The sequence below is a fragment of the Neoaquamicrobium sediminum genome (genome assembly GCF_013240295.1).
GTDB lineage: Bacteria > Pseudomonadota > Alphaproteobacteria > Rhizobiales > Rhizobiaceae > Aerobium > Aerobium sediminum.
In genome coordinates this window covers 1,368,711-1,381,960 of record NZ_JABETK010000001.1, presented here as the reverse complement: position 1 = coordinate 1,381,960, position 13,250 = coordinate 1,368,711, and the positions used below count along the sequence as shown (strand labels likewise).

Below are 13,250 nucleotides of genomic sequence, written 5' to 3'. Positions count from 1 at the left end.
CGGAGAACCGGCGTATCAAGACCGTATCCGCAACCATGCTCAGTGACGGGAGGAGTTGCATGGACGCCGCATCTTTCGAGGCGCTGAATGCCGAAACGCTGGGCCCGAGGCTGGGTGGGCTGGAGGCGCTGCGCGCCCGTCTCGGAGACGATCCGTCCGCATGGCGCGTCCGCGAGGTCGGCGATGGCAACCTCAACCTGGTGTTCATCGTCGACGGCGACAAAGGCAGCTTGATCGTCAAGCAGGCCCTGCCCTATGTGCGCCTTGTCGGCGAGAGCTGGCCGCTGCCGCTTAAGCGCTCCTTCTTCGAATACCACACGCTGACGCGCCAGGCTGCACGCGCGCCCGGCCAGGTGCCGGAGATCTTCCATTTCGACGAGCAGCAGGCGCTGATCGTCATGGAGTTTCTGTCGCCGCACGTGATCCTGCGCCGTGCGCTGATCGACGGCCGGATGCTGCCGCGCATCGCCGACGACCTGGCGCTGTTCATGGCGCGCACGCTTTTCCGTGGGTCGGACCTTTCCATGCAGACCCGGGAGCGCAAGGCCGATCTGGCGCTCTTCGCCGACAATGTCGAACTGTGCGACATTACCGAGAACCTGGTTTTCTCCGACCCCTATTTCGACGCGGAGATGAATTCGCACACCTCACCGCAGCTCGACGGTCTGGTGGCGCAGTTGCGTGCCGACCGCGACCTCAAGGTTGCCGCGCAGCGCATGAAGCACATCTTTGCCGCGCGGGCGGAGACGCTCGTGCATGGCGACCTGCACACCGGCTCGATCATGGTCACGGAGACTGACACCAGGGTCATCGATCCCGAATTCGCCTTCTATGGCCCGATGGCCTTCGATGTCGGCATGCTCTTCGCCAATTTCTGGATGTCCTATTTCTCCCAGTCGGGCCACGAGCAGGAGGGCAATCGCGATGCGATGCGCGCCTACCTTCTGGATGTGCAGGAGCGCTGCTGGAACGGCTTCTTGGCCGAGTTTTCGCGCCTGTGGCGCACCGAGCGGAACGGCATCCTCTACCAGAAGAGCCTGTTCGAAGCGCAGGACGACCCGCTCGGCGCGGAGCAGGCGCGGGGCGAGCTGCTGCGCGAGATGTGGGTCGACCTGCTCGGTTTCGCCGGCATCGAGATTCACCGCCGCATCCTCGGTCTCGCGCACAACGCCGACTTCGAGACGATCGAGGATCCTGACATGCGGGCGCAATGTGAGGCGAAAGCGCTCAAGTTCGGACGGCAGATCGCCGTCAACCGTGCCCATCTGAACGGCATGAAGGAAGCCAATGCGCTTGCAGCGCTGATCGAGACGGGAGCGGTGGCGTGAGGGTCGGTGACAAACATTTCCGTACCATCTGGCTGAACGACGATGGCAGAGCGGTCGACATCATCGACCAGCGCTGGCTGCCGCACGAGTTCCGGATCGTAACCCTGTCGAGCGTAGAGGACGTTGCGACAGCCATCCGCGACATGTGGGTGCGTGGCGCGCCGCTGATCGGGGTCACCGCAGCCTACGGTGTCGCCCTCGCCATGCGCGCCGATCCGTCTGACGAAGCGCTGGAAGCGGTATGGCATACGCTTCACGAGACACGTCCGACGGCGATCAACCTGCGCTGGGCGCTTGATGAGATGACGCGGCTCCTGAAGCCGCTGCCCGTGGCTAAACGCGCCGACGCCGCCTACGCGCGCGCCGCGGAGATCGCCGACGAGGACGTCGAACTCAACCGGTCGATCGGCTCGCACGGCCTGACGCTGATCCGCCAGATCGCCGCGTCGAAGAAGCCGGGCGAAAGCGTCAACATCCTCACCCATTGCAATGCCGGCTGGCTGGCGACCGTCGACTATGGCACCGCCACCGCGCCGATCTACATGGCCACGGAAGAGGGCATTCCCGTCCACGTCTACGTTGACGAAACACGGCCACGAAATCAGGGCGCGCAGCTCACCGCATGGGAGATGGCCGGCCACGGCGTGCCGCACACGCTGGTCGTGGACAATGCCGGCGGCCATCTCATGCAGCGCGGCCAGGTCGACATGGTGATCGTCGGCACCGACCGCACCACGGCCAATGGCGATGTCTGCAACAAGATAGGCACCTATCTGAAGGCGCTGGCCGCGCGCGACAACGGCGTTCCGTTCTACGTCGCCCTGCCGTCGCCAACCATCGACTGGACGGTGAAGGATGGGCTCGCCGAAATCCCGATCGAGGAGCGTTCGGGGGACGAGGTGTCTCTGGTCTGGGGCCGCGCGCCCTCCGGCGAGGTGGTGCAGGTTCGCATATCGCCGGACGAGACCGAGGCGGCAAATCCCGCCTTCGACGTGACGCCGGCGCGGCTCGTGACCGGTCTCATCACAGAGCGCGGTGTCGCCGAAGCCTCAGCCGAAGGGTTGAAGGGGCTGTTTCCCGAAAGCTGATCCGCCAGCAGGTCTTTTGCGGTTGCGGGGTGCGTCCGCCGGCGCGAAGATGGTCTTCCTGTCGTCAGGGGAAGAACTGCATGAGCGTGAAATATGACGGGACGCCCGCAACGGCCCCGCGCCGGTTGCGCAACATTCTGGCGCTCGACGATTTCGAGGTGGCGGCGCGGCGGCATCTGCCGAGACCGGTCTTCGGCTATGTCTCGGGTGCCGCCGAAACCAACGCGTCGCTCCATGACAATCGCGCGGCCTTTGCCGAGATCGGTTTCCTGCCCCGCGCGTTGATCGACGTTTCCAAACGCTCGCAGAAGCGGGAGCTTTTCGGCACAACCTATGCCGCACCCTTCGGCATCGCGCCCGTCGGTCTTAGCGCGCTTTCCGCCTATCGCGGCGATCTGGTGCTGGCGCAGGCTGCCGCCGCCAGCGGCATGCCAATGATCATGAGCGGCACGTCGCTGATCCGGCTGGAGGAGATCGCCGCCGCCAATCCTCAGGCCTGGTTTCAGGCCTACGTGCCCGGAGAGGAGCGCTGGATGCTGGCGCTCGTCGATCGTGTCGCCCAGGCGGGGTTCGGTACGCTCGTGCTGACGGTGGACACGCCGGTCATGGCCAATCGCGAGAACAACATCCGCAACGGCTTCTCGACGCCGATGCGCCCCACCCCGCGCCTGTTCTGGGATGGCATGGTGCGGCCGCGCTGGAGCCTTGGAACCTTTCTGCGGACGATTGTCCGGCACGGCATGCCGCATTTCGAGAATGCGTCGGTCGAGCGCGGATCGGCGATCCTGTCGCGCAATGTCGTGCGCCAGTTCGGCCCCAAGGACAGGCTGAGCTGGGATCATTTCGACCTCATCCGCAAGCGGTGGAACGGGCGTTTCATCGTCAAGGGCATCATGACGCGCGAAGATGCACGCATCGCGCTCGATCGCGGCGCCGACGGCGTGATCCTGTCCAATCATGGCGGCCGGCAGCTCGACGGCACGGCATCTCCGCTGCGTATCCTGCCCGCGGTCGCCGAGGAGATCGGCGGCCGGATCCCGGTGATGATCGATGGCGGATTCCGGCGCGGAACGGACGTGTTGAAGGCGCTGGCGCTCGGCGCGTCGTTCGTTTTTCTGGGCCGGCCGTTCATCTATGCCGCCGCCATCGGCGGTGAGCCCGGCGTGCGCCACGCCTTTTCCATCCTTCACGACGAGATCGACCGGAACATGGCGCTGCTGGGCATCAACACACTGGACGAGATGTATCCCCGTATGCTGATCCGGCTTGCGCGATCGGCGGAAACAGACGCTTCGGCATAGAGAAGACTTGCAGAGCGGGGCATCCGCAGGCATTTGGTTTCTTTGCCGGGGGCAAAAATTCCGGCATCCGAAATGCCAGCCGGCCGCAAGGCCAGACGTTCATCCGCATGCAGGCCACGCAATGTCCCATCTCCTCACCATCGCCGACCTGAAGGAACTCGCCAGGCGGCGCGTGCCGACCATGTTCTTCGACTACGCCGATTCCGGCGCGTGGACCGAAGGCACCTATCGCGCCAACGAGGAGGACTTCGCCGACATCAAGCTGCGCCAGCGTGTGCTGGTCGACATGACCGACCGCTCGCTGGAAACGACGATGATCGGCGAGAAGGTATCGATGCCCGTGGCCTTGGCGCCCACCGGACTGACCGGTATGCAGCATGCAGACGGCGAGATGCTGGCCGCGCAGGCGGCCGAAGCGGCCGGCGTTCCTTTCACGCTGTCGACGATGAGCATCTGCTCGATCGAGGATGTGGCGTCGGTGACGACGAAGCCGTTCTGGTTCCAGCTCTACGTGATGCGCGACCGCGACTTCGTGCGCAATCTGATCGACCGGGCCAAGGCTGCGAATTGCTCCGCCCTCGTGCTCACCGCCGACCTGCAGATCCTCGGCCAGCGCCACAAGGACGTCCGCAACGGACTGTCGGCGCCGCCCAAGCTGACGATTGCCAACCTGTTCGACATGGCGCTGCGTCCGCGCTGGTGTGCTGCGATGCTGGGCACGCAGCGGCGTACCTTCCGCAACATCGTCGGCCATGCAAAGGGCGTGGGCGACTTGTCGTCCCTGTCGTCCTGGACCGCCGAGCAGTTCGACCCGAAGCTTTCATGGGACGACGTCGCCTGGATCAAGGAGCATTGGGGCGGCAAGCTCATCATCAAGGGTATTCTTGACGAGGAGGATGCCCGCATGGCGGCGAAGACGGGCGCCGACGCGATCATCGTCTCCAATCACGGCGGCCGCCAGCTTGATGGCGCAAGGTCGTCGATCTCGATGCTGCCGCGTATCGTGGAGGCCGTCGATGGGCGGATCGAGGTTCATGTCGACGGCGGCATCCGCTCCGGTCAGGACGTCCTGAAGGCCATCGCCCTTGGTGCGCAGGGCACCTATATCGGCCGCCCGTTCCTCTACGGGCTCGGGGCCATGGGCCGCGAAGGCGTGACGCTGGCGCTGGAAATCATCCGCAAGGAGCTGGACATCACCATGGCACTGTGCGGCAAGCGACGCATCACCGACGTGGACGGCTCGGTACTGGCGCGCTAGGAAACGCTTCATAAGCTGACCTTGATATTCATGTTTTAGCGTGAGATATAGCGGGCAACCACGGAGGATTACCGCCATGTCGATCGCCCGCATTCTGCTTCTGACTGCTGCTCCGCTGGCGCTATGCGCGCAGGCGCAGGCTGCCGAGCCTGCCGCCATTCTGGATACCTATGCCGACATCGCGCTGGCCGGCTACGAGGACAGTCTGAAAACGGCGCAGCAGCTAGATGGCGCGATCGAGGCGCTGGCCGCCGACCCGACCGAAGGCAATCTGACGGCCGCGCGCGAAGCCTGGCTTGCCGCCCGCGTGCCTTATCAGCAGACGGAGGCTTTCCGCTTCGGCAATCCGATCGTCGACGAGTGGGAGGGCCGCGTGAATGCCTGGCCGCTCGATGAAGGCCTCATCGACTATGTCGACCCAAGCTACGGCATGGAGAGCGACACCAACCAGTTCTACGCCGTCAACATCATTGCCAACGCCTCCGTCAGCGCCGCCGGACAGACGGTCGACGCCTCGGAGATTACGCCCAAGCTGATCCAGTCGCTTCAGGAGATCGGCGGCATCGAGGCGAATGTCGCGACCGGCTACCACGCGATCGAGTTCCTGCTCTGGGGGCAGGACCTCAACGGCACGGACGCTGGCGCCGGCGCACGCCCGGCGACTGATTTCGACACAGCCAATTGCAGCAACGGCAATTGCGACCGTCGCGCCGCCTATCTCGCGGCTGCATCGGATCTTCTGATCGCCGATCTCGAGGAAATGGTCGCCAACTGGCAGACCGATGGCGCGGCGCGTGCGGCCTTGACCGAGGAATCGCCCGAGGCCGGGCTTTCGGCCATCCTCACCGGTCTCGGCTCCCTGTCCTACGGCGAACTGGCGGGCGAACGCATGAAGCTCGGGCTGCTGTTGCATGACCCGGAGGAGGAGCACGACTGCTTCTCCGACAACACTCACAATTCGCACTACTACGACGTGCTGGGCATCTCGAACGTCTATCACGGCAGCTACCAGCGCGTTGACGGATCCACTGTGTCGGGTGCCTCTCTGGCCGAATTCGTGCGCGAGAAGGATGCGGCGGTCGCCGACGAGATCGAGGCCGATCTTGCAGCGACCGTGGAAGCGGCAACCGCGCTCAAGGCGCGCGCGGAAGCCGGCGAGGCTTATGACCAGATGATCGGCGAGGGCAACGATGAGGGCAATGCGGTGGTGCAGGCCGTCATCGACGGGCTGGTCAAGCAGACCCGCTCGCTCGAACGCGTGATCGCAGCGCTTGACCTTGGCGGTGTCACCATCGAAGGTTCCGACAGCCTCGACAATCCCGACGCCGTCTTCGAATAGGGAGCGGTTCGTAACCGCGGGACCATGCCAAGCTTTTCCGCCAGGCTCCTGACCGTCGCACTGCTGCTTATGCCAGCAACCGTCGCGGCGGCGCAGTCGTCACGCGAAGACCTTTCCGAGGCCGATCGTGCCCGCGTCGAGGCCGTGACGCGTCCTGCGACGGATTTCTCCCGGCCGGAGCCATTCGAGCTGATGCAGGGCGGGGCAGGCACCACCAAACGCGTCTCCGACGCCAACGCGCTTTCTCATCCCGGTGAGAATCTCGTTTTCGAGGACGAGCAGCGTTTTCTGGTCGGCAACGGGCTTTTCCGCAAGGACTGGGTCACCGCGCCGTCGTCGACGATCGCTTCGGACGGGCTGGGCCCGCTTTTCAATGCACGCGCCTGCCAGGCCTGCCACATCAAGGACGGTCGGGGCCACGCACCGTTGGAGCCGGAAGGCAATGCAACATCGCTGCTCGTTCGCCTATCGGTGGAGCCTGACGCCGGACAGCGAGAGCGGATAGAAAAGGGACTGCAGCCGGCCGCGCCGCATCCGGTGCTGGGTTTCCAGCTTCAGGACAACGCCGCCGCCGGGCTGAACCCGGAGGGCAGGATTCGCATCGACTACAGCGAGGAACTCGTAGAGCTCGCAGGCGGCGAGATCGTCGCGCTGCGCCGCCGCCCCGGCTTTCGATAGTGGACACGTCTCCCGACGCCGATCTGGACGGATTGAGGATGTCGGCGCGCGTATCGCCGCCGATGAGCGGCATGGGACTGCTGGAGGCGATCCACCACGCCGATATTCTGGCTCTTGCCGATCCGGACGACAGCGACGGCGATGGTATCTCCGGCCGTCCCAACATGGTCGGCGACGGCAAGGGCGGGCTGGTGCTTGGCCGGTTCGGGTGGAAGGCGGTCGAGCCGACCGTGGAGCGCCAGACCGCGCATGCCTTTGCCGGCGACATGGGGCTTTCGACGCCGGTCGCGCCCGACCATTGGGGCGACTGCACCGAACGTCAGCCCGAGTGCCGGGCGCTGCCACACGGGGCGCAATCGCAATTCGGCGACGAGGAGGTGCCTCGGGACCTGCTCGATCTCGTCGTGTTCTATTCCCGCAATCTGGCCGTGCCCGTTAGACGCCAGATCGATGCGCCGCAGGTGCTTGCCGGCAAGAAGGCCTTTTATGGCGCAGGCTGCGTGGCCTGCCATGTGCCGAAATTCGTCACCACCCGGAATGCGGAGCACGAGGCGCACCGCTTCCAGCTCATATGGCCCTATACGGATCTTTTGCTGCACGACATGGGTGAAGGGCTGGCCGACAACCGCGAGGAAGGTTTGGCGGACGGGCGCGAATGGCGCACGCCACCGCTTTGGGGCATCGGGCTCGCGCATCAGGTGAGCGCCGAAGCGAGCTTTCTCCACGATGGGCGCGCCCGATCGCTGGTGGAGGCAATCTTGTGGCATGGTGGCGAGGCCCAGGCCTCGCGCGACGCCTTTGCAACAATGGAAAAGGCCGACCGCGACGCTCTGATCGCTTTTCTGGAGTCGCTATGAAACGCGTTATTATCCTGATGTTCCTGCTGTTGCCCGGTTTCGCCGCGCAGGCTGCCGATGGCGCAGGGACGCGGATCGCCGACCAGTTCGCGCGACCGGCCTTGAAGGCGCTGGTGGATGCGGCCGAACGCAACAGCATTGTTGTCGATGCCCTGTGCGTCGAACCCGGCGCGGAAAGGCTGGAGGCTGCACGGAAGACTTTCGGCACGCTCGTCACCGATTTCGGACGTGCGAGCGTTCTGCGCTTTGGACCGTCGGCGGCCGAAAGCCGGATCGAGCGCCTGTTCTTCTGGCCCGACCCGCGCGGCATCGCGCTCAGGCAGGTGCAGGGCGTTCTGGCCAAGGCGGATGACACCGCTGCCCGTCAGGAAACGCTTGCCGAAAAGAGCGCTGCCTTGCAGGGTATTCCGGCGCTCGAGTTCGTGCTGTTCGGCAGTGGCTCAGAGCAGCTTGCGAGCAGCGACGGAGCGTTCCGGTGTGCCTATGCCGCCGCTATTTCCCGCAATATCGGCCTAATCGCTGCCGAAACCCTGAACGGCTGGTCGGCGGATACCGCCTTCGCCCGGTCTTTCACCGCTCCGTCCGCCGACGCGGAAATCTATCGATCACCAAGGGAAGTGGACGGCGAAATCGTGAAGGCGATGTCGACGGCGTTGCAGTTTCTCGGCGCGGCGGAACTGCGTCCGCCGCTTGGCGAAACGCCGGAAAAGGCCAATGGCCGCCGCGCCCCGCTGTGGCGTAGTGACCTGACCTTCGCGCTGGCACGGGCACGCGTTGGCGGGGTGCAGGCGCTGCTCGACGCGAGCGGCTATGCCGAAACCGTTCCGTCGGACCAGGCCTATGCAATCGACTCGCTGCGCTTCGAGCTGAACACGGCTTCGACGCAGCTTGGCGAGATCGGGTTGCCGGCGGAAGCGGCCTTCGCCGACGAGGCGGCGCGCGGCCACCTGGCTGTCGCGCTGCTGGCGCTCGATCACGCGCGGGACATTGTCTCCGAGGACCTCTCGGCCGCACTCGGCCTGACCATGGGGTTCAATGCGCTCGATGGAGATTGACCGCAGACGATTGATGGCGCTGTTCGGCGGCCTTCTGGTTGCGCCGGCAAACGTTCTTGCGGCACCCGACAGCGAGCCGCTTTTCCTCGCGGCCCGCACCGAAGCCGGCCGCCACGCCATCGCGGTGTTCGACAGCCGCGGTTCGGAGCTTTTCTCCATCCCCGTCGACGCGCGCGGTCATTCCTTTGCGATCGATGCCCGCAACCGGATGGCGGTCGCGTTCGACCGCGCGCCCGGCACCCATGCAGTGCTTTTCGACGTCGACAATCGCAAGGACCCGCTGCCGTTGGTGGCGGCGCCCGGGCGCCATTTCTTCGGACACGGCATCTTCTCCAGCGACGGCAAGCTGCTGCTCGCCTCGGAGAACGACTATGATGAAGGTCGCGGGGTGTTGGGCGTCTACGACGTTGCGGCGGGGTGCCGCCGCATCGGCGAGTTCGCGAGCGGCGGGGTCGGTCCTCATGACGTGGTGCTGATGCCGGACGGGCGCACACTGTGCGTCGCCAATGGCGGCATCCTTACCCATCCCGATTATGACGGCATCAAGCTCAATCTGGACGAGATGACGCCGAGCCTCACCTATGTCGACCTGCACAGTGGCGAATTGGTCGAAGAGGTTCGGCTGGCGCCCGAACTCCATCGTCTTTCGATCCGCCATCTTGTTGTGGACGCGTACGGCGTCGTCTGGTTCGGCTGCCAGTATGAGGGCGAAGCCGCCGACAGGCCGCCTTTGGTCGGACGTCATCGGCGCGGCGAGGAGCCTGTGCTGTTTGCAGGCCCGGCCGAAACCCTGCGCGCGCTCGACAACTATGTCGGCTCTGTGGCGGTGGACCTGTCAGGCGAGATCGTCGCGACGTCGTCGCCGCTAGGCGGACTAATCACCTATTGGGACGCCGCCACCGGCCGCAATCTCGGGCAGACGTCGCTTGCCGACGGCTGCGGTATCGCACCGCTGCAAGACGGCGGCATCCTTGCGACCAGCGGGCGCGGCACGATTGCAGCCGTCGACATTGCGAGAAGCCGGCTTCGATCCGTCGCGGAACAGCCTGCCGTCGGCTGGGACAATCACCTGCGCCGCATCGGCTAGAGGCGCGCAGCAGCTCGCTGAAGCATGCCGAAAAGGTCGCGCGGATCGTCGGGGTCGGCGAGCATGTCGAGTTCCTCGTAGAGCCCGGTCGGCCCAACGAGGTCGCGCACGTAACGCAAGCTCGAGAAATCCTCGATGGCAAAGCCGACGGAATCGAACAGCGTGATGTCGCGTTCGCCGCGCCGGCCGTCGGCGGTGCCGGCAAGGACCTGCCAGAACTCGGTGACCGGATAGTCCGCGTCGAGCTGCTGTATCTCGCCCTCGATCCGCGTCTGCGGTGTGAACTCGGTGAAGATGCTGGACCGGAGAAGAATGTCGCGGTGCAGCTCGGTCTTGCCGGGGCAGTCGCCACCCACGGCGTTGATGTGCACGCCCGGCCCGACCATGTTGTCGGTCAGGATCGTGGCATTGCGCTTGTCGGCCGTTGCGGTGGTGATGATGTCGGCTCCTTCCACCGCCTCTTCGCCAGTCCGGAATATTTCGATCTCGAAACCGAGCGGGTAAAGATTGGCCTTGCACTTCTCGCTTGCCGCCGGATCGGTGTCGTAGAGCCGCAACCGCTCAATGCCGAGCAGGGACCGGAAGGCCAGCGCCTGGAATTCCGACTGGGCGCCGTTGCCGATCAGCGCCATCGTGTGCGATCCCTTTGGTGCTAGGTGACTCGCGACCAGCGCCGACGTTGCGGCGGTGCGCAGCGCCGTCAGCAGCGTCATCTCGGTAATCAGCATGGGATAGCCATTGCCGAGATCGGCAAGCACCCCGAACGCCGTCACGGTCTGGCGACCGTCACGCGTGTTCTTCGGATGGCCGTTGACATATTTGAAGCCGTAGAGCTCGCCGTCGCTCGTGGGCATCAGCTCGATGACGCCTTCATGGCCGTAGGACCCGACACGCGGCGTCTTGTCGAACCTCTCCCAGCGCCCGAAATCATCCCGGATATAACCGGCGAGCTCCTGGATGAAACGCTCCGTCCCGGTTTTCAGAACCAGCTTCATCATGTCCTCGACACTGACGAAGGGCACCATGTTCAGGTTTCTGGCGACAAGCCCGCTCATGCTTCACCTCAGTTTCGAATGCAGTTCAAGGCTCAGTAGACCGTCTCGTAGGCGGCGCAGATCTCCGCCTCGCTCTTGTCGTCCAGAAAGGCCATCTCGCTGCGCTTGTGCTTGGTGTAGACGTCGACGAAGCGCGGCGTGAACCAGCTCTTGACCACATCGTTTGCCGCAAAGCGATCGAGTGCCTCCTGCAGCGTGGTCGGCAGCCGGCTCAGTCCGCGCGCCGCGAGCTCGCTTGCCGGCAGGAGGGACAGGTCTTCCTCCGTTGCATCCGGCACGTCGAGCCCTTCCTCGATGCCCTGGACGCCGGCATTTACGATCGCTGCGAGTTGCAGATGCGGGCTTGCCGTGGCGTCGGCGGCACGGAACTCGAAGTTGAACTGGCGCGCCTTGTCGATATCGCTCATCGCCGAGACCGGGCAGATGCGCACCGATGCCTCGCGGTCCTGAAGGCCGAGATTGTTGTAGGCCGCACTCCAGCGATGCGGCGTGAGACGGCCGTAGGAGATCACGCTCGGCGCGACCAGCGCCAGATAGCTGTCGAGATATTTCAGCAGGCCCGCGACGAACTGGCCGGCCGGCTTGCTCAGCCTGTGGCGCCCCGACGGATCGTAGGTGGCGGGCTTCCCCTCGGCGTCGAGGAAGCTCATGTGGATGTGAACGCCATTGCCAACACCGGCCGGATCGCGCAGCGGCGTGAACGTCACCTCCTCGCCGGCCTCGGCTGCCACCGCCTGGATCAGCTCGCGGAGCGTTGCCGAATGGTCCGCACTGGTGACGCCGCGCTGCGGGCCCATCGTGACCTCATATTGGTCCGCGCCGTATTCCTTCATGATCGTGTCGGGGTCGAGGCCTGCCGCGCGCATGGCGGCAATCAGCTTTTCCGCGAAGGCGCGCCGCTGGCGGAAGCCAGACATCGTATAGGCGGTACCCATTGGCATCGCCTTGCCCTTGAACTGGAATTCGTGCTCGAAGGCGCTGACCAGCGTCAGCCCGGCAGCCTTTTCCAGTCTCGCCAGAGCGGCCTTGAGGATGGAGCGCGTGCAGCAGTCCCATGGCGTGCCGTCGGTATGGCGGATGTCGCCGAACACGAAGTCTTCCGAAAGACCGCTTTCTTCCGACCGCACACTGACGCGCGTGGCGGCATCAGGGATGAGCACCATGTCGCCGAGCGAGCCGAAGGGGCTTTCCGCGATGGCGTCGAAGCAGGTTATCTGAACGTTGGTCGGCGCCCAGCCGATGCCGCGCTTCAGCCGTTTCTCGAATTCCGCGGCGGGAAACCCCTTGCCGCGCACCTTGCCCGCGATATCGGTCGCGCAGGCGTAGATCACATGCTCATTCTGCATCGGGTTCCGTACCTCCCCCTTCTTTCAGTGCATCCTGCAGCGAGAAGCGGATGCGGTCCCAGGATTCGATGCGCTTGCGGGTTGCCGTCCAGTCCATCTCGGAGACGCGAACGATGATCGCCTCGACGAGAGTGACGAGGCACACCTGCGTGTCCCATGCTGTTTCAAGTTCGATCGGCACGGCGAAGACGTGCCGCGCATAGCTCGCAACCGGCGACATCCACTTGTCGGTGATGGCGACGATGGTGGATTGCCGCTGCTCCGAAATGAGATGGGCGAGTTGCGCGAGTTGCGGCTGGTAGCGGCGTACGTCGAAGACGATGACGATGTCCTGCTTTCGCATGCGCAGCACATATTCAGGCCAGAGCTCGGGGTTTCCTGGCATATGGTAGATGCGGCTGCGCATCTGGCGCAGATGGATCGACAGGAGCTGGGCAATGCTGTCTGTGACGCGGCCACCGATAATGAAAACGTTGCGGCTCGGGTCGGCGATGAGCTCGCAGACCTCGTCGAACTGCCGCTGGGGCATATTCTCCGCCATGTAGGTCATCTGCCGTATCAGGCGGCGGGTATAGTCGGTCAGGAGGTGCGCGCCTTCGGGCGGGGCCTCCGTGATCTTCAATTCGATGGGCGAAAGTTCGCGCTGCTTGAGCTCGCTGATGAGCTGGCGCTGGAAATCCTGGTAGCCGGCACAGCCGATCTTTGCGATGAAGCGGGTAATCGACGGTGCGCTGACGCGGGTTCGCCGCGCAAGCTCCTGAATGGTTTCGAGCCCCCATACGGGTAGTCGGCCAGGACGACGTTGGCGATCTTGCGCTCACTTGCCGTGAGCTGCTCCATCTCCGCGTTGATCCTGTC

Annotated in this window: 10 protein-coding genes and 1 pseudogene; 8 read left to right on the top strand and 3 right to left on the bottom strand. The window is 64.7% G+C overall.

Going from position 1 to position 13,250, the window contains the following annotated elements:
• Positions 1 to 59 precede the first annotated feature (59 nt).
• The 8 genes and pseudogenes from mtnK (at position 60) to HK436_RS06590 (ending at position 9,991) form a co-directional block, all read left to right on the top strand.
• Positions 60 to 1,328 (top strand): S-methyl-5-thioribose kinase, encoded by a 1,269-nt coding sequence (gene mtnK / locus HK436_RS06625; RefSeq protein ID WP_173188259.1) that lies wholly within the window; start codon positions 60 to 62, stop codon positions 1,326 to 1,328.
• Complete coding sequence (gene mtnA, locus HK436_RS06620; RefSeq protein ID WP_173188257.1) at positions 1,325 to 2,416, top strand: S-methyl-5-thioribose-1-phosphate isomerase; 1,092 nt, start codon at positions 1,325 to 1,327, stop codon at positions 2,414 to 2,416. Before mtnK ends, mtnA begins: the two co-directional genes overlap by 4 nt.
• 80 nt (positions 2,417 to 2,496) lie before the next feature.
• The gene (locus HK436_RS06615; RefSeq protein WP_173188255.1) at positions 2,497 to 3,717 is read left to right on the top strand and encodes an alpha-hydroxy acid oxidase; all 1,221 of its coding nucleotides are present in this window, start codon (positions 2,497 to 2,499) and stop codon (positions 3,715 to 3,717) included.
• 121 nt (positions 3,718 to 3,838) lie between these two features.
• Positions 3,839 to 4,975 (top strand): alpha-hydroxy acid oxidase, encoded by a 1,137-nt coding sequence (locus HK436_RS06610; RefSeq protein WP_173188253.1) that lies wholly within the window; start codon positions 3,839 to 3,841, stop codon positions 4,973 to 4,975.
• Positions 4,976 to 5,051: 76 nt separating this feature from the next.
• Positions 5,052 to 6,314: an imelysin family protein gene (locus tag HK436_RS06605; protein WP_173188251.1), complete on the top strand. Its 1,263-nt coding sequence runs from the start codon at positions 5,052 to 5,054 to the stop codon at positions 6,312 to 6,314.
• Between the two features lie 24 nt (positions 6,315 to 6,338).
• A pseudogene (locus HK436_RS33440) lies at positions 6,339 to 7,849 on the top strand (di-heme oxidoreductase family protein).
• Positions 7,846 to 8,904, top strand: a complete 1,059-nt coding sequence (locus HK436_RS06595; RefSeq protein WP_173188249.1) for an imelysin family protein — start codon at positions 7,846 to 7,848, stop codon at positions 8,902 to 8,904. Before HK436_RS33440 ends, HK436_RS06595 begins: the two are co-directional and overlap by 4 nt.
• A gap of 13 nt (positions 8,905 to 8,917) precedes the next feature.
• A complete protein-coding gene (locus tag HK436_RS06590; protein WP_244648581.1) occupies positions 8,918 to 9,991 on the top strand; it encodes a DUF1513 domain-containing protein in 1,074 nt (357 codons plus the stop codon).
• Here the strand turns inward: HK436_RS06590 and ocd are convergent.
• From ocd to HK436_RS06575, 3 genes are read right to left on the bottom strand one after another with little or no spacing between them, the layout of a single operon-like run.
• A complete protein-coding gene (gene ocd / locus HK436_RS06585; RefSeq protein ID WP_173188245.1) occupies positions 9,988 to 11,046 on the bottom strand; it encodes an ornithine cyclodeaminase in 1,059 nt (352 codons plus the stop codon). The two genes, HK436_RS06590 and ocd, sit on opposite strands and share 4 nt — an antisense overlap.
• 32 nt (positions 11,047 to 11,078) lie before the next feature.
• Complete coding sequence (locus HK436_RS06580) at positions 11,079 to 12,392, bottom strand: glutamine synthetase family protein (protein ID WP_173188243.1); 1,314 nt, start codon at positions 12,390 to 12,392, stop codon at positions 11,079 to 11,081.
• Positions 12,382 to 13,014, bottom strand: a complete 633-nt coding sequence (locus HK436_RS06575; protein WP_244648579.1) for a MurR/RpiR family transcriptional regulator — start codon at positions 13,012 to 13,014, stop codon at positions 12,382 to 12,384. Before HK436_RS06575 ends, HK436_RS06580 begins: the two co-directional genes overlap by 11 nt.
• Between the last annotated feature and the right edge of the window lie 236 nt (positions 13,015 to 13,250).